This is a genomic window from Burkholderia cepacia (assembly GCF_029962485.1).
Classification (GTDB): Bacteria; Pseudomonadota; Gammaproteobacteria; order Burkholderiales; family Burkholderiaceae; genus Burkholderia.
Map to the genome: position 1 here is coordinate 90,898 of NZ_CP073639.1, position 19,131 is coordinate 110,028.

Genomic DNA, 19,131 nt, shown 5'->3' on the forward strand with positions numbered 1-19,131 from the left:
TCTAGATTCTGTTTGTCATTGATTGCAATGTACGGGCTGTCTACTATCGATATATCCCCCGTCGCGCCCCTGGCTCGCCGGCGGCCATAACGCACAGGAGACACGCATGCCTGATGGAGCTACCGCCCGGGCGGTGCCGGCCTACGCCGACGCCGTGGCCCGGTTCAGTATCGAGACCGCCGCCGCGCAGTTGCACGGCGACCTGGAACGCGGCCTGAACGCGTGCGTCGAATGCTGCGACCGGCACGCGACGGCGGACGCGGTCGCACTCGACTGGATCGACCTCGGCGGGCGGCACCACCGCTTCACGTTCGCGCAGATGCAGGCGTTGTCGGCCCGGGTCGCGAACCTGCTCGTCGCGCAGGGCGTGAAGCCGGGCGACGTCGTGGCCGGCCTGCTGCCGCGCACGCCGGAGCTGGTCGCGACGATCCTCGGCACGTGGCGCGCGGGCGCCGTCTATCAGCCGCTGTTCACCGCGTTCGGCCCGAAGGCGATCGAGCACCGGTTGCGCATGAGCGATGCGCGGCTCGTCGTGACCAATGTCGCGAATCGCGCGAAGCTCGACGAGATCGCCGATTGCCCGCCGGTCGCGACGGTGCGCGATGCAGGCGAGACGCTGCCGGCGAACGACATCGATTTCCGCGCGGCGCTCGATGCGCAGTCCGATACGTTCGAACCCGTGCTGCGCAAGGGCACCGACCTGTTCATGATGATGTCGACATCGGGCACGACAGGCCTGCCGAAGGGCGTCCCGGTACCGCTGTACGCGCTGCTCGCGTTCGGTGCGTACACGCGCGACGCGGTCGACCTGCGCGCAGGCGACCGGTTCTGGAACATCGCCGATCCGGGCTGGGCGTACGGCCTGTATTACGCGATCACGGGCCCGCTGGTGCTCGGTCATGCGACGACGCTCTACGAAGGCAGCTTCACGGTCGAGAGCACGTACGACGTGATCGAACGGCTCGGCATCACGAGCCTGGCCGGCTCGCCGACCGCGTACCGGATGCTGATGGCGGCCGGGCCGGAAGCGGCGGCGCGCGTGAAGGGCAAGCTGCGCGTGGTGAGCAGCGCGGGCGAACCGCTGAATCCGGAGGTCGTGCGCTGGTTCGACGCGGCGCTCGGCGCGCCGATTTACGATCACTACGGCCAGACCGAGCTCGGGATGGTCGTGAACAACCATCACGGTCTCGCACACGTGGTGCATGTCGGTTCTGCCGGCTTCGCGATGCCGGGCTACCGGGTCGCGGTGCTCGACGAAGCGGGCCGCGAGCTTGGCCCCGGTGAACCGGGCAACCTCGCGGTCGACATCGCGCGCTCGCCGCTGCTGTGGTTCCGCGGCTACTGGCAACAGGACACGCCGGCGATCGCGGGCGGCTACTACCGGACCGGCGACAACGTCGAGCTGGAGCCGGACGGCACCGTGAGCTTCATCGGCCGCGCGGACGACGTGATCACCTCGTCCGGCTACCGGATCGGCCCGTTCGACGTGGAAAGCGCGCTGATTGAGCATCCCGCCGTCAGCGAAGCCGCGGTGATCGGCGTGCCCGATCCGGAGCGCACGGAGATCGTGAAGGCGTTCGTCGTGCTGTCGAAGGGCGTCGACGGCACGCCGGAACTGGCCGAGGAATTGAGCCTGCATGTGAAGCGGCGGCTGTCCGCTCACGCATATCCGCGCGCGATCGACTTCGTCGACGCGCTGCCGAAAACCCCGAGCGGCAAGATCCAGCGCTTCGTGCTGCGCAAGATGGAAGCCGAGAAGGCCGCTCAACCCTGAATACGGACTGCGAATGAATATCAAGGATCGCGTTTTTCTGATTACGGGCGCCGGTTCGGGCCTCGGCGCCGCGGTGGCGCGCATGGTCGTCGAGCAGGGCGGCAAGGCCGTGCTGCTGGACGTCAATGACGATGCGGGCACGAGCCTCGCGCACGAACTCGGTGCGGCCGCACGCTTCGTGAAGACCGACGTGACGAGCGAAGCCGATGGGCTGGCGGCCGTCGCCGTCGCGCGCGATGCGTTCGGTCGCATCGACGCGCTGGTCAACTGCGCGGGCGTTGCGCCGGGCGAGAAGGTCGTCGGCCGCGAGGGTCCGCACTCGCTCGAGCGCTTCGCGCGTGCTGTGTCGATCAATCTGGTCGGCACGTTCAACATGATCCGGCTGGCCGCCGAAGCGATGTCGAAGCAGGACGCCGATGCGGAAGGTGAGCGCGGCGTGATCGTCAACACCGCATCGGTCGCCGCGTTCGACGGGCAGATCGGGCAGGCGGCGTATGCTGCATCGAAAAGCGGCGTGGTGGGCATGACGCTGCCGATCGCGCGCGAACTCGCGCGCTTCGGCATTCGCGTCGTGACGGTCGCGCCGGGCATCTTCGCGACGCCGATGATGGCCGGCATGCCGCAGGACGTGCAGGATGCGCTCGGCAAGAGCGTGCCGTTCCCGCCGCGGCTCGGCCGCCCGGAAGAATTTGCGGCGCTGGTGCGCCACATCGCCGAGAACACGATGCTGAACGGCGAAGTCATCCGTCTCGATGGCGCGTTGCGCATGGCACCGCGCTGACACTGGAGGAAGCGAATCATGACGACTCAGGATCCGATCGTAATCGTTGGCACGGCGCGTACGCCGATGGGTGGTTTTCAGGGCGACCTGGCGGCGGCCAGCGCGAGCGACCTCGGCGCGGTGGCGATTCGCGCGGCGCTCGAGCGCGCGAACGTGCCGGCCGAGCGCATCGACGAAATCGTGTTCGGCTGCGTGTTGCCGGCCGGCCAGGGCCAGGCGCCGGCGCGACAGGCCGCGCTGAAGGCCGGGCTGCCGCTCGGCGCGGGCGCGACCACGGTCAACAAGATGTGCGGTTCGGGGATGAAGGCCGCGATGTTCGCGCATGACCTGCTGCTCGCCGGTTCGGCGGCGGTGGCCGTCGCGGGCGGGATGGAGAGCATGACGAATGCGCCGTACCTGCTGCCGAAGGCGCGCGCGGGGATGCGCATGGGGCACGGGCAGGTGCTCGACCACATGTTCCTCGACGGGCTCGAAGACGCGTACGAGAAAGGCCGCCTGATGGGCACGTTCGCCGAGGATTGCGCACAGGCGTACCAGTTCACGCGCGAGGCGCAGGATGCGTTCGCGATCGCGTCGCTGACGCGTGCGCAGCGCGCGATTGCCGAAGGGCATTTCGTGTCGGAGATCGCGCCGGTGACCGTGAAGGCCGGCAAGACCGAAAGCGTCGTGTCGATCGACGAGCAGCCGGGCAACGCGAAGCTCGACAAGATCCCGACGCTGAAGCCGGCGTTCCGCGAAGGTGGCACGGTGACGGCCGCGAATGCGTCGTCGATCTCGGACGGTGCGGCCGCGCTCGTGATGATGCGCCGCTCGGAAGCCGAGCGCCTCGGCCTCACGCCGAAGGCCATGATCGTCGGGCATTCGACGTTTGCGGACAAGCCCGGCCTGTTCGCGACCGCGCCGATCGGCGCGCTGCGCAAGCTGTCGGAGAAAACCGGCTGGAACCTGCGCGACGTCGACCTGTTCGAGATCAACGAAGCGTTCGCAGTCGTGCCGATGGCTGCGATGCGCGATCTCGACCTGCCGCACGAGAAGGTCAACGTGCATGGCGGCGCGTGCGCGCTCGGGCATCCGATCGGCGCATCGGGTGCGCGCGTGATGGTGACTTTGCTGGCCGCGCTCGAAACGTACGGCCTGAAGCGCGGCGTCGCATCGCTGTGTATCGGCGGCGGCGAGGCGACGGCGATCGCGATCGAGCGCATCGCGTAACCAACGCCTGCGAAGCGTACGCAGGCGATTCGGCCAGGACGCCGGATCGCCTGTGTCGCCGTCGGCACGCGTACCCTGGCCGCGTGCCGATCCACCGTCGTCATTCGACGGTTTCGCCCCGCGCCTGCAGGTCGGCGTGATAGGACGAACGCACCATCGGCCCCGACGCGACCTGACTGAACCCGAGCGCGAGCGCGCGTTGGCGCAACTGCGCAAATTCCGCCGGGGTGACGAAGCGTTTCACCGGCAGATGATGGCGGGTCGGCTGCAGGTACTGGCCGAGCGTCAGCATGTCCACGCCGTGCGCGCGCAAGTCGCGCATCACCTGTTCGACTTCGTCGAGCTGCTCACCGAGGCCCAGCATCAGCCCGGACTTGGTCGACACGTTCGGCAACGCGGATTTGAACGCCCGCAGCACGTGGAGCGAGTGCTGATAGTCGGCGCCCGGCCGCGCTTCGCGGTACAGGCGCGGCACGGTTTCCAGATTGTGGTTGAACACGTCCGGCGGCGACGTCGTGAGCGAGTTCAGCGCGATGTCGAGCCGCCCGCGAAAATCCGGCGTCAGCGCTTCGATCCTGAGCGCCGGACTGACCCGTCGCGCGTCGCGGATGCATGCGGCGAAGTGTGCGGCGCCGCCGTCGCGCAGGTCGTCGCGGTCGACCGACGTGATCACGACGTACTTGAGCCGCATCGCCGCGATCGTTTCGGCGAGCCGCGCCGGTTCGTCCGGATCGAGCGGAAGCGGTCGGCCATGCCCGACATCGCAGAACGGGCAGCGCCGCGTGCAAATGTCGCCCATGATCATGAAGGTGGCCGTTCCGTGGCTGAAGCATTCGCCGAGGTTCGGACAACTCGCTTCCTCGCAGACCGTATGCAGCTTCTGCTCGCGCAGCACCTGCTTGAGTGCGATCACCTCGCGCGAGCCGGGGAACGCCGCGCGTATCCACTCCGGCTTGCGCAGCATGCCGGCCGGTTCGGTGGCGACGATCTTCACGGGGATGCGCGCCATTTTTTCGGCGGCGGACAACTTGGTTCCCGCGGCCATCGGCGCGGGGCGGGTTTCCGGATGCGCCATGGCTCAGCCTCGATAGTATCGTTGGGGGACGAACGGGGTTTTCGCGACTTCGATCGCGACCGGCCTGCCACGGACGATTGCATGCAGCGCCGTGCCGGGCGTCGCGCATTCGGCGGCGACATAGCCGATTGCCACCGGGCCGCCGTGCGTCGGACCGAATCCGCCGCTCGTCACCGTGCCGATCGACCGGCCGTCGGGCCCGGTGATGTCGGCGCCTTCGCGCACGGGCACCTTGTCTTTCACGACGAAGCCGACGCGCTTTCTTTGCACGCCTTCGCCGAGTTGTCTTGCGACGATATCGGCGCCCGGATAGCCGCCGGCACGCGCGCCGCCCGGACGGCGCACCTTCGAGATGGCCCACAGCAACCCGCCTTCGATCGGTGTCGTGCCGGTGTCGATGTCGTGTCCATACAGGCACAAGCCGGCTTCGAGGCGCAGCGAGTCGCGCGCGCCGAGGCCGATCGGCTCGACTGCCGGATCGGCGAGCAGCAAACGCGCCAGCGCGTCCGCGCGATCGGCCGGTACCGAGATCTCGTAGCCATCCTCACCCGTGTAGCCGGAGCGACTCACGTAGCATGCCGCGCCGGCTAACTCGATGCGCATGCTCTGCATGAAGGTCAAACCGGCCAGCGGCGGCGCGAGGCGGCCCAGCACCGCCGCGGCAACCGGGCCTTGCAGTGCCAGCAGCGCACGGTCGGCCAGTTCGACAACCGCGCAGCGGTGGCCGATCCGGTCCTTCAGATGCGCGATGTCGCGGGCCTTGCACGCGGCGTTGACGACCACGTAGAACACGTCGTCGTCGAGGCGGGTGATCATCAGGTCGTCGAGAATGCCGCCTTGTTCGTTCGTGAACAGCGCATAGCGTTGCATGCCGACCGGCAGGTCGATCACGTCGATCGGCACCAGCGTTTCCAGCGCGGCGGCGGCGTCCGCGCCCGTCAGCATGACCTGGCCCATGTGCGAAACGTCGAACAGGCCTGCATGGTCGCGCGTGTGGAGATGCTCTTTCAGGATGCCGAGCGGATACTGCACGGGCATCTCGTATCCGGCGAACGGAACCATCTTCGCGCCGAGTTCGAGATGCAGGTCATGGAGTGCGGTGCGGGAAAGCGGGTGGGTCATCGTGATTCCATGTAGTTAGGATGTCAAATGTTTCACGCCGTCGTTGCGTCAGCGATGAACGATGTGGACCGCTCGCGGGGCGTTGATTCCGCCCCCGCGAGCGATTGCGTGATGACCGTGGTGCGTTACTTGCCGTATACCGGCAGTGCGCCGCAGAGTTCCGCAACGTGCCGTCTCACGCGTTCGATGACGGCCGGGTTTTCGATGTCGTCGAGAATGTCGCAGATCCAGCCGGCCACCGCGCGCGCTTCGGCTTCCTTGAAGCCGCGGCTGGTGATCGCCGGCGTGCCGATGCGGATTCCGCTGGTCACGAACGGGCTTTGCGGATCGTTCGGCACCGCGTTCTTGTTCACGGTGATGTGCGCACTGCCCAGCGCTGCATCGGCGGCCTTGCCGGTCAGCCCCTGGCGGATCAGGCTCACGAGGAACAGGTGGTTGTCCGTGCCCCCGGAGATGATGTCGTAGCCGCGCGCGACGAACACCGCGGCCATCTCTCGCGCATTGGCGACGACCTGCCGCTGATACACGGTGAATTCGGGCGACAGCGCTTCCTTGAACGCGACGGCCTTCGCGGCAATCACGTGCATCAGCGGGCCGCCCTGAATACCGGGGAACACGATCGAGTTGAGCTTCTTCTCGAGCTCCGGGTTCGCGCGCGCGAGAATCAGGCCGCCGCGCGGGCCGCGCAGCGTCTTGTGCGTCGTCGTCGTCACCACGTCGGCGTGGGGTAGCGGATTCGGATACAGTCCGGCTGCGACGAGGCCGGCCACGTGGGCCATGTCGACGAACAGGTACGCGCCTACCGCGTCGGCGATCTGGCGGAAGCGGGCCCAGTCCACCACGCGCGAATATGCGGAGAAGCCGGCCGTGATCAGTTTCGGCTTGTGCGCTTTTGCCAGTGCTTCGACCTGATCGTAGTCGATCTCGCCGGTTTCGACGTTCAGACCGTATTGCACGGCGCGGTAGATCTTGCCCGAGAAATTCACGTGTGCGCCGTGCGTCAGGTGGCCGCCGTGCGCGAGGCTCATGCCGAGTATCGTGTCGTGCGGCTCGAGCAGCGCCATGTAGACGGCTGCGTTCGCCTGGCTGCCGGAGTGCGGCTGCACGTTCGCATAGTCCGCGCCGAACAGCGCCTTCGCGCGATCGATCGCCAGTTGCTCGGCGACGTCGACGAACTCGCAGCCGCCGTAGTATCGCTTGCCCGGATAGCCTTCCGCGTACTTGTTGGTCAGCACCGAGCCCTGCGCCTGCATCACGCGCGGGCTCGTGTAGTTTTCCGACGCAATGAGTTCGATGTGGTCCTCCTGGCGAATGCGCTCGCGCTCCATCGCCGTCCACAATTCATCGTCGTAACCTTCGATCTTCATGTTTTTGCTGAACATTTGTCTTTCTCCTGATGTCGGAGCCGCGTGGCGGCGCGCGATGCCCGGTCGGGCATCGCGGCCGGCGCGTCGTCTCGGCTCCTTGGCGGGTTGAGTGAGGTCGTGGCCGGAGCGGCCCGTCCTAGGATTGATACGCTTCGATCGGCGGGCACGAGCACACCAGGTTGCGGTCGCCGTATACGTTGTCGACGCGCGAAACCGGTGGCCAGTACTTGGCCGCAGCCATCGCCGCGACGCCATGCGGATAGACGGCCTGCTCGCGCGAATAGGCGTGACGCCATTCGCCGACGAGTTCGGCCGCCGTGTGCGGCGCATGCTTCAGCGGATTGTCGTCGGCGTCCAGCGTGCCGGCTTCGACGGCCGAGATTTCGGCGCGGATCGCGATCATCGCGTCGATGAAGCGGTCGAGTTCCGCCTTCGATTCCGATTCGGTCGGTTCGATCATCAGCGTGCCGGCGACCGGGAAGCTCATCGTCGGTGCGTGGAACCCGAAATCGATCAGTCGCTTCGCGACGTCGTCGACGCTGATGCCGCTGCTGTCCTTCAGCGGCCGCAGGTCGATGATGCACTCGTGCGCGACACGGCCGTTCGGGCCCGCGTAAAGAATCGGATAGTGCGGCGCGAGGCGGCTCGCGACGTAGTTGGCGTTGAGGATCGCCGTCTCGGTCGCGCGCCGGAGGCCTTCGGCGCCCATCAGCGTGATGTAGGTCCACGTGATCGGCAGGATGCTCGCGCTGCCGAGCGGCGCGGCGGACACCGCGCCGATGCCGGGCACGCGGCCTTCCCGGTGGCCGGGCAGGAACGGCGCGAGGTGGGACTTTACGCCGATCGGGCCGACGCCGGGGCCGCCGCCGCCGTGCGGGATGCAGAAGGTCTTGTGCAGGTTCAGGTGCGACACGTCGCCGCCGAATGCGCCGGGTTGCGCGAGGCCGACCAGCGCATTCATGTTTGCGCCATCGATGTACACCTGGCCGCCGTGCGCATGGACGATGTCGCATGCGTCGCGCACGCGTGCCTCGAACACGCCGTGCGTCGACGGGTACGTGATCATGATCGCGGCCAGCCTGCGGCTGTACTGCACGGCCCTGGCCGCGAGGTCGTCGATGTCGACGTTGCCGTCGTCGTCGCATTTGACGACGACGACCTGCATGCCGACCATCTGCGCCGATGCCGGGTTGGTGCCGTGCGCGGACGACGGAATCAGGCACACGTCGCGCTGCGCCTCGCCGCGACTCGCGTGATAGGCGCGGATCGCCAGCAGCCCCGCGTATTCGCCTTGCGAGCCCGCGTTCGGCTGCAGCGACACCGCGTCGTAGCCGGTGATCGCACACAGCATCGCTTCGAGTTCCTGGGCGAGCGCGCGATAGCCTTCGGCCTGTTCCGCCGGCGCGAACGGATGCAGCTTCGCGAACGCCGGCCAGGTGATCGGCATCATCTCGACGGTCGCGTTCAGCTTCATCGTGCAGCTGCCGAGCGGAATCATCGTGCGGTCGAGCGCGAGATCGCGGTCGGCGAGCTGGCGCAGGTAGCGCAGCATCTGCGTTTCCGAATGATGGCTGTTGAATGCAGGATGCGTGAGAAACGCACTGCGGCGCAGCAGCGCGGCGGGCAACGCGTCGGCGGCGGCCGCTTCGACGGCCGCGAAATCGGGCACGGCCCGGCCATCGGCGAAGATCGACCAGAGCGTTACGACATCGTCGGGCGTGGTCGTTTCGTCGAGGGCGATGCCGATCTGCCGCTCGCTGATCGCACGCAGGTTCATGCGGCATGCGTGCGCCGCCGCATGCACGGCGCCGGTATGGCTGCCGCTGTCGACCGTGACGGTATCGAAGCAGTACTCGGTCGGCACCGCATGGCCGAGCTGGCGCAGGCCCGCGGCCAACGTGACGGTGAGGCGATGGACGCGGCGCGCGATCGTGGTCAGTCCGTGCGGGCCATGGTAGGTCGCATAGAAGCCGGCGATGTTGGCGAGCAGTACCTGCGCGGTGCAGATGTTGCTGGTGGCCTTCTCGCGCCGGATGTGCTGCTCGCGCGTCTGCATCGCGAGGCGCAATGCCGGGCGGCCGTGCGCATCGACCGACACGCCGACGAGCCGCCCGGGCATCGTGCGCTTGAACGCATCGCGCGTGGCGAAGTAGCCGGCATGCGGGCCGCCGAAGCCGAGCGGTACGCCGAAGCGCTGGGTGGTGCCGATCGCGACGTCGGCGCCGAATTCGCCCGGCGGCGCGAGCAGCGTCAGCGCGAGCAAATCGGCGGCGACTACCGCCAGCGCGCCGTTCGCGTGCAGCGTCTCGACGACGCCGCGGTAGTCGTGGATGTCGCCGAAGGTGCCCGGATATTGCAGGAGCGCGGCGAAACAGCCGACGCCGGCCAGGTCGCGGCGCGGGTCGCCGACGACGACCTCGATGCCGATCGGCTCCGCGCGCGTGCGGACGATCTCGACAGTCTGCGGATGGCAATCGCGTGCGACGAAGAACACGCGGCTGTCCGACTTCGCCAGGCGTTGGCAGAACGTCATCGCCTCGGCGGCGGCCGTGCCTTCGTCGAGCATCGACGCATTGGCGATTTCGAGGCCGGTCAGCTCGGCGATCATCGTCTGGAAGTTGAGCAGCGCTTCCAGGCGGCCCTGCGAGATCTCCGGCTGATACGGCGTGTAGGCCGTGTACCAGGCCGGGTTCTCCAGCACGTTGCGCTGGATGACCGGAGGCGTATGCGTGTCGTGGTAACCCATCCCGATGAAGGACCGGAACACCTGGTTGCGGCTGGCCAAATCGGCCAGCTTGTCCAGGGCCTCGGCCTCGGTGCAACTCGCCGCCAGCGCGAGCGGTGCACCGCTGCGGATCGTGGCCGGCACCACCTGCGTCATCAGTTCGTCGATGCCGTCCACGCCGAGCTCGGTGAGCATTGCCGCCTGCTCGCCGGCATCGGGGCCGATGTGGCGGCGCACGAACAACTCGCGTTGCGCGAGAGAATCGAAAGCACTCATGGCCGTCTCCGTCATTCGCCGATATACGCGCGATAGGCGGCGGCGTCCATCAGGCCGGCCAGTTGTTCCGGGCGGTCGATGCGCATCCGGAAGAACCAGCCGTCGCCTTCCGCCGCTTCGTTGACGAGGCTCGGCGTGTCGCCGAGGGCGTCGTTCGCCGCCAGCACGGTGCCGGACACCGGCATCTTGACCTCGCCGGCCGCTTTGACCGATTCGACGGTGGCCGCTTCGGCGTGCTGCTCGAACGCATCGCCTTCTCCGGGCAGCGCGACATAGACCAGATCGCCCAGCTGCGACTGCGCATGATCGGTGATGCCGACCGTCGCGCTACCGTCGGTTTCCAGACGCAGCCATTCGTGGGATTCGGTGTACCTGACCTCGCTCATATGCTCTCTTCCTGACAGGGTTGCGTTAAGTGGAACGGCAACGCAAGCCGGAAGGGCGACGGCGGGAGGATGGGCGAGACGCGGCATCCGGACCAGACCGGGGCATTCCAGGCTGCGTGCCTGATGCCCCCTCTGTCCATTTGCCTGAGAGATTCGCGACCCGACGACGGGACGCTTCTCCTTCGGCGAGGCTTGGTCGGCGACCAGAGGCCTACTCTCCAGAGCGCTAATCGATGTGTCAGTCCTTTTGCCTGAGAGTTTCTGGGGCGATTCCCCTTCGGCGCCGCCGGACGGCGGTCTCTCCTGACACATCACGATAGCTGGCGACAATCTAGTCGCACGCGCGCCGCGCTGTCAACACCTCGTTTGACCCGACGCAGGCAGGGGACGGATGCCGGCGCGCGGCGCCGGCATGGCGACGGCGCTGCAATGCGTTGCGCGACAAGGCTTTGCCGCGATCGCGGCGAGCCGATACTTCGGTGGAGTCCGAAGCGAATATCCGATACCGACTATCTGTCCGGGGACGGGGCGTGACGGCCCGCGTGTGCCATCAGATCGTCGACGAACGCACGCAACACGGTCGGCTGCGCGGCGCCGCGCCGAGTGATCGACGAGAACGGCCACGTCGACGTCAGGTGTTCCGCGGCGATCTGGCGCATCCGGCCGGCATCGACCCATTGCTTCGCGTAGTGCGTGGGCAGAAAGCCGATATAGGCGCCGGTCAGGATCAGTATCGCCTGCGCTTCGACGTTGTCGACGGTCGCGGCGGCGCTGCCGCTTTCGAGCAGTTGCAGGTCGCGCTGCTGCAGGAACGCGCGGGCGACCACCTGGCTCTGCCGGATACGCTCGATCAGCGCATCGCCGGTGGCGTCGCTCGAGAACAGCGGGTGATAGCGGCTGCAGTAGAGCCCGTCGGGTTCGTCGTACAGGTGCGTGTAGGACAGGCCGGCGACGGTCAGCGGAAAGTGGCCGATCGCGATGTGCAGCCGCCCGTCGAGCACGCGCGCCTCGAGTTCGGCCGGCGTACCGATGTAGATGTCGAGCTGGACGTCGTGGCCGCGCGACACGAACTGGCGCAGCGCGCGCGGCAGCACGGCGTCGGTGTCGGTGACCGTGTTGTCGATGATGCCGAGATGGAGCTTGCCCGAGATGCGCTGCTTGAGCGCATGGGTGTCCATGCAGAACGCCTCGACGGCGACCAACAGGCGCTGCGCGGATTCGTAGGTCGCGACGCCGTGTTCCGTCAGACGAAAGCCGCTGCGCCCACGTTCGCACAGCTTGACGCCCAGGCGCGTTTCGAGGCTCGTCATCTGTTCGCTGATGGTCGACTGGCTCACGTTCAGCGCCGCCTGCGCGGCGGAGAAGCCGCCGCATTTCACGATGGTCATGAAAATCCTGAGCAGTTTCAGGTCGACGTCCTGCAGTTGCTTCATGTCTCGCTCCGCTCCGTTCATTGCATCGGAAAGTCCGATATGAACATCTGATGCTTGCTATTTTTCCGTTGCAAATTCTTGCCCATAGTGGCTGCAAAGGCAAGCGCACGGACCGCCGTGCGCATGAAAACAGATCCATACGAATGGAGACGGAGACAATGCAGAACAACAGCTATGAGAAAGGCAGGCTGAACCTGCCGTTCGTCGGTCACTGCACGTTCGCGAAAGCGCCGGTGTGTCTCGACTGGGAGCACATCGACGCGGACGTCGCGATCCTCGGTGCACCGAACGACATGGGCACCCAGTGGCGCTCAGGCGCGCGCTTCGGCCCGCGCGGCATCCGCGAAGCGTCGACGCTGTTCTCGTTCGGACACGCAGGTGCATACGATCACGAGGACGACGCGCTCTACCTGACCGAGGACCAGGTCCGGATGGTGGACGTCGGCGATGCCGACATCGTGCACACCGACATGGCCACCAGTAACGCGAACATCGAACTGGCCGTGCGCAAGATCCTCGCCTCCGGCGCGATGCCGGTGGTGCTCGGCGGCGATCATTCGGTGCATGCGCCGGTGATCAAGGCGTTCGAAGGGCGCGGGCCGATTCACATCGTGCATTTCGATGCGCACCTCGACTTCGTCGACGAGCGCCACGGCGTGCGGTATGGGCACGGCAATCCGCTGCGCCGCGCGTCTGAAATGGATCATATCGTCGGCATGACGCAGCTCGGCATCCGCAACGTGTCGTCGTCGAACCGCAGCGACTATGACGCGGCGCGCGCCGCGGGTTCCAGCATCCTGTCGGTGCGTGACGTTCGGCGGCTCGGCACCGAAGGCGTGCTCGAACAGATTCCGCAGCGCGGTGCGTACTACATCACGATCGACATCGACGGCTTCGATCCGTCGATCGCGCCGGGGACGGGCACGCCGAGCCACGGAGGTTTCCAGTACTACGAAGTGCTCGAGATCATCCAGGCCCTCGCGAAACGCAGCCGCGGCAACATCATCGGCATGGATCTGGTGGAAGTGGCGCCGGCCTACGACCCGACCGGTACGACTTCGATTCTCGCTGCGCAGTTGCTGATGAACAGCATCGGCTTCATTTTCCACGCACGCAGTCTCGCGAAGGGGCGCTGAGCGTCCGTATCGGGAAGCGGGACCAACGTTCCGCCACACGTCCGAAGTCATTACCGCTTTGCCCGGCGAACCCTCGTCGCGAGGGGGCGGGCACGCCACAAAGGAAAATCAAAATGGATGCCGTTGTAGCGCAATATCTCGATCGCCATGGCGTTTCGCAGGCGACCCGCAGTTTTCTGGCAACGCCGATGAAGATGTTCATCGGCGGCGCGTGGGTGGATGGCAGCGACGGTCAGTTCGGCACCGTCACCGAACCGTCGACCGAAGGCGTCATCACGCAGATCCCGTTCGCGACGACCGACGATCTCGATCGTGCGGTAGCCGCCGCGCGTCACCAGTTCGATCGCGGCGAATGGCGCCGCCTGAAGCCGCTCGAGCGCGAGCGGCTGCTGCACCGGCTGGCCGACCTGATCGAAGCTCACGCGGACGAACTGGCCGAAATCGAATCGATCGACATGGGCAAGTCCGTCGCGCAAGCCCGCGCGATCGACATCCAGGGCACCGTCGACACGTTCCGCTATTTCGCCGGCTGGGCGTCGAAGCTGCATGGGCGTACGGTCGAGCCGTCGCTGCCCGGCAATTATTTTGCCTATACGCGCAAGGAACCGATCGGCGTCGTCGGCGCGATCGTGCCGTGGAACTACCCGTTGCAGACCATGGCGTGGAAGCTGGCGGCCGCGCTGGCGGTCGGCTGCACGACCGTGGTCAAGCCGGCCGAGCTCACGTCGCTGTCGACGCTGCGCTTCGCCGAGCTGGTCCAGGAAGCCGGCATTCCGGACGGCGTGGTCAATATCGTGACCGGTCGCGGCAGCGTGATCGGCGCCGCGATGGCGAATCATCCGGGCATCGACAAGCTGACCTTCACCGGTTCGACGCCGGTCGGACGCACGGTCGGGCAGAACGCGGTGCAGCACATCAAGCGCGTGACGCTGGAACTCGGCGGGAAGTCGCCGGTGCTCGTGCTCGACGATGCCGATATCGGCGCCGCCGCGCAGGCGGTGGCCAACGGCGTGTTCTTCAACTCCGGGCAGGTGTGCGATGCCGGCACGCGCGCGTATGTTCACCGCGATATCTACGACCGCTTTCTCGCGGCGCTGGCCGACTACACGTCGACGCTGAAGATCGCGCCCGGCCTCGATCGCGACTGCTTCATCAGCCCGCTCGTATCGGCGCGGCAGAAGGATACGGTGCTGTCGTACGTCGAAGCCGGCCGTCGCGAAGGTGCGGAAATCTGCTATGGCGGGCGTCCGCAGGCAGGCCCCGGCCACTTCGTCGAACCGACGATCTTCGCGAACTGCCGCAACGACATGCGCATCGTCCGCGAGGAGATTTTCGGGCCGGTGCTCGTGACCGCGCCGTTCGACACGCTCGATGAGGCCGTTACGCTCGCGAACGATTCGGCGTTCGGCCTGGCCGCGGCGATTTATTCGAACGACCTCGGCCGCGTGCACGGGCTGATTCCGCAGTTGCAGGCGGGCACGGTCTACGTGAATGCGCACAGCACAATCGATCCGGCGCTACCGTTCGGCGGATTCAAGACGTCCGGATTCGGCAAGGACCTCGGACCCGAGCAGCTCGACTACCTGATGGAGACCAAGACGGTTTGCATGACGCTGCCCTGAGCGGCGGCGCGTGACGTGTCGCTTCGTGCCGGCATGCATGGTAAAAACTTGCAGTCGGCCGGACGCGGCACGGTCCTGACATGAAGCCGTCGACCCGTTCGTTCGAACAGGTCTGATGAATTCGCACTGCTTCGCCCTTTGAAAGAAACCATGGGGTACGACATGCAAGCAGAAACAAACGTATTGAAGGCGCCGCGCGGCGACCACGGCGCCATCGAAGCGCATTCGATCGACTTCGTCCCGGAAAGCGAGCGGACCGACAGGCTGGCCAGCCAGGGGCCGTTCTGGTTCGTCGGGAATTTCACGTTCTTCACGATGACCATCGGCTTCGTCGGGCCGAGCGTCGGCCTCGATGCCTTCTGGACGACCGTCGCCGGCACGCTCGGCATCATGTTCGGCACGCTGTTCATGGCTTTCCACGGCTCGCAGGGGCCGCATCTCGGGTTGCCGCAGATGATCCAGTCGCGCGCGCAGTTCGGCTACCGCGGCGTGGTGCTCGTGCTGTTGGCGACGCTGTTCGTGTTCGCGGGCTTCAACATCGTCAACCTCGTGCTGATGATGCAGGGCCTGAAGACGCTGTTCCATTGGGATCCGATGCGGGTCGCGCTGGTCGTGACGGTGCCGGCCACGATCCTGGCGATCCTCGGCCACGACTGGATGCACCGGACGTTCAAATGGTCGCTGTATCTGTCGCTGCCGCTCTACGGCCTCGTGACGCTGGCCGTGCTGACCGGGTGGATTCATGATGCGCCCGCGGCCGCGGCCGCGGGCAGCGCGCCCGCAGTCCGGCTGGGCTTCAACTGGACCGGCTTCATCGCGCAGTTCGCGGCGGCGGCCAGCTACAACATCGCGTATGCGCCGTACGTGTCGGACTATTCGCGCTACCTGCCGAAGAACACGCCGAGCGGCAGGCTGATTGCCGCGGTGTTCGTCGGCGCGTCGCTGTCCGGTGCGTGGATGATCGCGGTGGGCGGATGGCTTGGTGCACACCTGCACGCGACCGACGTGCTCGTCGCACTCCATACGGTCGGCGCCGGGATCGCGCCGCAACTGGGCGGCATCGTCGTTGCGATCACGATCCTGGCGTTCCTCCCGGTGATCGCGATGAACATCTACAGCGCGAAGCTGACGGCCATCACGAGCGTCGATTCGTTCCGGAAGATCGAGCCGACCGCGAAAGTGCGGATCCTCGCGATCCTGTTCGTCGTGCTGCTGCAGTTCGGCGTCGCACTGCGCATCTACGAATCGGGATCGGGCTTGTCGGTACTCAACATCTATCTGGTCGTGATGCTGTATTTCCTCGTGCCGTGGACGGCGGTCAACCTGACCGACTACTTCTTCGTGCGCAAGGGCCGCTACGCGGTGCCGCATTTCTTCCGTCCGCGCGACAGTCTGTACGGAAACTGGGGTGGGCGCGGCCTGCTGTCCTACCTGATCGGATTCGTGTCGATGATCCCGTTCTTCTGCATCTTCGACGGCGATCGCGAGGTGTACGTCGGCCCGCTCGCGAAGGCGATGGGCAGTGTCGACCTGGCCTGGCTGGTCGGGCTGATCGTGTCGGCGCTCGTGTACTACGTGCTCAGCCGCTCGCTGGACCTGCAGCGCGAGGAAGCGGAAATCGCGCAGATCGAAGCGCACATGCCGGAATACACGACCGGCGAGAAGAAGCGCGGCTGACGCAGCGTACGAATACCAATCATCGAGCTAGATAATCAAGATGACTAAGCAATACGACTACATCATCGTGGGCGCCGGGTCGGCCGGCTGCGTGCTGGCCAACCGTCTGACCGAAGATTCGAACGTCAGCGTGCTGGTGCTGGAATACGGCGGCAGCGATCGCAGCGTGATCATCCAGATGCCGAGCGCCTTCTCGATGCCGATGAACACGAAGAAGTTCAACTGGCACTACGAGACCGCGCCCGAGCCGAAGCTGGATGGACGCCGCCTGCACTGCCCGCGCGGCAAGGTGCTCGGCGGCTCGTCGTCGATCAACGGCCTCGTCTATATCCGCGGACATGCGTGTGATTTCGACGAATGGGAATCGCTCGGTGCGCGCGGCTGGGGATACCGCAACTGCCTGCCGTATTTCCGCAAGGCTGAAGGCTACAAGTTCGGCGGCGATGCGTACCGCGGCGCGGACGGCCCGCTCAGCACCAACAACGGCAACAACATGCAGAATCCGTTGTACGGCGCATGGGTGGAAGCGGGCGCCGAGGCGGGCTACATCAAGACCGACGACTGCAACGGCTACATGCAGGAAGGGTTCGGCGCGATGCACATGACGGTCAAGAACGGCGTGCGGTGGTCGACGGCCAACGCGTACCTGCGCCCGGCGATGCAGCGTCCGAACCTGACCGTCGTCACGCACGCGATGACCCGCCAGATCGTGATGGAAGGCAAGCGCGCGGTCGGCGTGATCTATGAACAGGGCGGCGTCCGGCATACGGTGCGCTGCTCGCGCGAAGTGCTGGTGTCGTCCGGGCCGATCGGCTCGCCGCATCTGCTGCAGCGCTCGGGCATCGGGCCGGCCGACGTACTGCGCCAGGCCGGGATCGCGGTCGTGCACGATCTGCCGGGCGTCGGCGAGAACCTGCAGGATCACTCGGAAATCTACATTCAGTACGAGTGCAAGGAACCGGTGTCGCTCAACGGCAAAATGGGCCTGTTCGGCAAGGCGATGATCGGCCTGCGCTGGCTGCTGTTCAAGGACGGGCTCGGCGCGAGCAACCACTTCGAAGCGGGCGGCTTCATCCGGTCCGAAGCAGGCCTGCGCTGGCCGGACATCCAGTTCCATTTCCTGCCGGCGGCCATGCGTTACGACGGCGACAAGCCGTACAAGGGGCACGGCTTCATGGTGCTTACCGGGCCGAACAAGCCGAAGAGCCGCGGGCATGTCCGGGTGCGTTCCGCCGACCCGTACGAACATCCGGAGATCCGCTTCAACTATCTGGATCGGGAAGAGGATCGCGAGGGCTTCCGTCGCTGCGTGCGCCTGACGCGCGAGATCGTCGGGCAGCCGGCGATGGACCGCTTCCGCGGCGTCGAGCTGGCGCCCGGCCCGGACGTAAAGACCGACGACGAAATCGACGCGTTCGTGCGCGCGAACATGGAGAGCACGATGCATCCGTGCGGTTCGTGCCGGATGGGCGAGGACGACATGGCGGTGGTCGATTCGGAACTGCGCGTGCGCGGCGTTCAGGGGCTGCGCGTGATCGATTCGTCGGTATTCCCGACCGAGCCGAACGGGAACCTGAATGCACCAACCATCATGCTCGCCGAGCGCGCCGCCGATCTCGTGCGTGGCCGCAGGATGCTCGCACCGTCCGATGCCGCGGTCGGTTTGGTCGAGAAGTGGGAAGCGCAGCAGCGCACCGGGGCGCCGAAGCGCAAGGTTGCGGTGTAAGTGCGGTGCGACGTCGCGCGTCGGCCTGGCGGCCGGCACGCGGCGGATGTGCTCGCACCGGCAGCCGCGCGCGAGCGGCGGGCTGCCCTGTCACCGCTCGGGCTTCGCGTTCGGCGACACCGCGCCGCATGCGCGAATCACGAGCTGCACGACCTGCTCGGTCTTCTCGTCGAACGCCTTCTTCGTGAAGGTGCGCTTGCCGCTCAGCGCGCGGATCTGCGCATCGAAATCCGCATAGTGCTGCGTGGTCGCCCAGATCAGGTACATCAGCGCATGCGCGTCGATCGGCGCGAGCAGCCCGCGTGCGATCCAGCCGTCGATCACGCTCACGCGCGTGTCGAACCACGGCTTCACGCGTTCCGACAGGATGTCCTGCATGTGCTCCGCGCCGTGGATGATCTCGTTGGCCCAGACCTTCGAGCCGAGCGGGCGCCGCTGCGACAGCGCCATCTTCGCGCGCACGTAGCCGCCGATCGCTTCCACCGGATCGTCACCGGCCTCGAACGAGCCGGCCGCGCGATGCCAGTCCTCGAACAGGTCATCGAGCACGCGGCGGTACAGCGCGAGCTTCGTCGGGAAGTAGTAATGCAGGTTCGCTTTCGGCAAACCGGCGCGTTCCGCGATCATCGCGGTGCTCGCGCCGTCGAGCCCGCGTTCGGCGAACACGGCCTCCGCACAGGCGAGCAGATGCGCTTCGTTGGACTCGCGGATGTGTGCCTTGCGTCGCCGCAAAGGGGCGGACGTTTCGTCGCTGTCGGTGGCTTCGGTTGCCGCCTCGTCATGTCTCATCGTTACCCTCGCGCGGCGGGCATGCCGCGTTGG

At 66.5% G+C, this 19,131-nt stretch carries 14 protein-coding genes and 1 riboswitch; of the genes, 7 read left to right on the plus strand and 7 right to left on the minus strand.

The window, feature by feature from the left end:
- Positions 1–106 precede the first annotated feature (106 nt).
- The 3 genes from KEC55_RS31550 to KEC55_RS31560 are packed head-to-tail and all read left to right on the plus strand — an operon-like array spanning position 107 to position 3,764.
- Positions 107–1,774 carry an acyl-CoA synthetase gene (locus KEC55_RS31550; protein ID WP_282512510.1) on the plus strand — a complete coding sequence of 556 codons (1,668 nt, stop codon included), beginning with the start codon at positions 107–109 and terminating at the stop codon, positions 1,772–1,774.
- A gap of 13 nt (positions 1,775–1,787) precedes the next feature.
- Positions 1,788–2,555: a 3-hydroxyacyl-CoA dehydrogenase gene (locus KEC55_RS31555; protein ID WP_282512512.1), complete on the plus strand. Its 768-nt coding sequence runs from the start codon at positions 1,788–1,790 to the stop codon at positions 2,553–2,555.
- 18 nt (positions 2,556–2,573) lie between these two features.
- Positions 2,574–3,764: an acetyl-CoA C-acetyltransferase gene (locus tag KEC55_RS31560; RefSeq protein WP_282512514.1), complete on the plus strand. Its 1,191-nt coding sequence runs from the start codon at positions 2,574–2,576 to the stop codon at positions 3,762–3,764.
- 100 nt (positions 3,765–3,864) lie between these two features.
- Here the strand turns inward: KEC55_RS31560 and lipA are convergent, their stop codons facing one another.
- The 6 genes from lipA to KEC55_RS31590 all read right to left on the minus strand — a co-directional run bounded on the left by lipA (position 3,865) and on the right by KEC55_RS31590 (position 12,148).
- The gene (gene lipA / locus KEC55_RS31565; protein WP_432626330.1) at positions 3,865–4,839 is read right to left on the minus strand and encodes a lipoyl synthase; all 975 of its coding nucleotides are present in this window, start codon (positions 4,837–4,839) and stop codon (positions 3,865–3,867) included.
- Positions 4,840–4,842: 3 nt separating this feature from the next.
- A complete protein-coding gene (gcvT, locus tag KEC55_RS31570) occupies positions 4,843–5,961 on the minus strand; it encodes a glycine cleavage system aminomethyltransferase GcvT (protein WP_282512516.1) in 1,119 nt (372 codons plus the stop codon).
- 125 nt (positions 5,962–6,086) lie between these two features.
- Entirely contained in the window at positions 6,087–7,343 is a 1,257-nt protein-coding gene (gene glyA / locus KEC55_RS31575) for a serine hydroxymethyltransferase (protein ID WP_282512518.1), read from the minus strand.
- Positions 7,344–7,464: 121 nt separating this feature from the next.
- Positions 7,465–10,344, minus strand: a complete 2,880-nt coding sequence (gene gcvP / locus KEC55_RS31580; RefSeq protein ID WP_432626331.1) for an aminomethyl-transferring glycine dehydrogenase — start codon at positions 10,342–10,344, stop codon at positions 7,465–7,467.
- Positions 10,341–10,715 carry a glycine cleavage system protein GcvH gene (gcvH, locus tag KEC55_RS31585; RefSeq protein ID WP_282512522.1) on the minus strand — a complete coding sequence of 125 codons (375 nt, stop codon included), beginning with the start codon at positions 10,713–10,715 and terminating at the stop codon, positions 10,341–10,343. The genes gcvP and gcvH overlap by 4 nt, the downstream gene beginning before the upstream one ends.
- Positions 10,716–10,944: 229 nt before the next feature.
- A riboswitch (glycine riboswitch) is annotated at positions 10,945–11,031 on the minus strand.
- A gap of 193 nt (positions 11,032–11,224) precedes the next feature.
- Complete coding sequence (locus KEC55_RS31590; protein WP_282512524.1) at positions 11,225–12,148, minus strand: LysR family transcriptional regulator; 924 nt, start codon at positions 12,146–12,148, stop codon at positions 11,225–11,227.
- 158 nt (positions 12,149–12,306) lie between these two features.
- Here KEC55_RS31590 and speB point away from each other — a divergent pair, with 158 nt between their 5' ends.
- The 4 genes from speB to betA all read left to right on the plus strand — a co-directional run bounded on the left by speB (position 12,307) and on the right by betA (position 18,309).
- The gene (speB, locus tag KEC55_RS31595; RefSeq protein WP_282512526.1) at positions 12,307–13,284 is read left to right on the plus strand and encodes an agmatinase; all 978 of its coding nucleotides are present in this window, start codon (positions 12,307–12,309) and stop codon (positions 13,282–13,284) included.
- Positions 13,285–13,397: 113 nt separating this feature from the next.
- Entirely contained in the window at positions 13,398–14,906 is a 1,509-nt protein-coding gene (locus KEC55_RS31600) for an aldehyde dehydrogenase family protein (RefSeq protein WP_282512528.1), read from the plus strand.
- 162 nt (positions 14,907–15,068) lie between these two features.
- Positions 15,069–16,583: a purine-cytosine permease family protein gene (locus KEC55_RS31605; protein WP_282512530.1), complete on the plus strand. Its 1,515-nt coding sequence runs from the start codon at positions 15,069–15,071 to the stop codon at positions 16,581–16,583.
- A gap of 40 nt (positions 16,584–16,623) precedes the next feature.
- Positions 16,624–18,309 (plus strand): choline dehydrogenase, encoded by a 1,686-nt coding sequence (gene betA, locus KEC55_RS31610; protein WP_282512532.1) that lies wholly within the window; start codon positions 16,624–16,626, stop codon positions 18,307–18,309.
- A gap of 90 nt (positions 18,310–18,399) precedes the next feature.
- Here betA and KEC55_RS31615 read toward each other — a convergent pair whose 3' ends face one another.
- Entirely contained in the window at positions 18,400–19,098 is a 699-nt protein-coding gene (locus KEC55_RS31615) for a TetR/AcrR family transcriptional regulator (protein WP_282512534.1), read from the minus strand.
- Positions 19,099–19,131 lie beyond the last annotated feature (33 nt).

What these genes read in the sequence shown, in the direction of transcription:
- KEC55_RS31550 (WP_282512510.1), top strand. Translation starts at nt 107, where the DNA reads ATGCCTGATGGAGCTACCGCCCGGGCGGTGCCGGCCTACGCCGACGCC.
- KEC55_RS31555 (WP_282512512.1), top strand. Translation starts at nt 1,788, where the DNA reads ATGAATATCAAGGATCGCGTTTTTCTGATTACGGGCGCCGGTTCGGGC.
- KEC55_RS31560 (WP_282512514.1), top strand. Translation starts at nt 2,574, where the DNA reads ATGACGACTCAGGATCCGATCGTAATCGTTGGCACGGCGCGTACGCCG.
- lipA (WP_432626330.1), bottom strand. Translation starts at nt 4,839, where the DNA reads ATGGCGCATCCGGAAACCCGCCCCGCGCCGATGGCCGCGGGAACCAAG.
- gcvT (WP_282512516.1), bottom strand. Translation starts at nt 5,961, where the DNA reads ATGACCCACCCGCTTTCCCGCACCGCACTCCATGACCTGCATCTCGAA.
- glyA (WP_282512518.1), bottom strand. Translation starts at nt 7,343, where the DNA reads ATGTTCAGCAAAAACATGAAGATCGAAGGTTACGACGATGAATTGTGG.
- gcvP (WP_432626331.1), bottom strand. Translation starts at nt 10,344, where the DNA reads ATGACGGAGACGGCCATGAGTGCTTTCGATTCTCTCGCGCAACGCGAG.
- gcvH (WP_282512522.1), bottom strand. Translation starts at nt 10,715, where the DNA reads ATGAGCGAGGTCAGGTACACCGAATCCCACGAATGGCTGCGTCTGGAA.
- KEC55_RS31590 (WP_282512524.1), bottom strand. Translation starts at nt 12,148, where the DNA reads ATGAAGCAACTGCAGGACGTCGACCTGAAACTGCTCAGGATTTTCATG.
- speB (WP_282512526.1), top strand. Translation starts at nt 12,307, where the DNA reads ATGCAGAACAACAGCTATGAGAAAGGCAGGCTGAACCTGCCGTTCGTC.
- KEC55_RS31600 (WP_282512528.1), top strand. Translation starts at nt 13,398, where the DNA reads ATGGATGCCGTTGTAGCGCAATATCTCGATCGCCATGGCGTTTCGCAG.
- KEC55_RS31605 (WP_282512530.1), top strand. Translation starts at nt 15,069, where the DNA reads ATGCAAGCAGAAACAAACGTATTGAAGGCGCCGCGCGGCGACCACGGC.
- betA (WP_282512532.1), top strand. Translation starts at nt 16,624, where the DNA reads ATGACTAAGCAATACGACTACATCATCGTGGGCGCCGGGTCGGCCGGC.
- KEC55_RS31615 (WP_282512534.1), bottom strand. Translation starts at nt 19,098, where the DNA reads ATGAGACATGACGAGGCGGCAACCGAAGCCACCGACAGCGACGAAACG.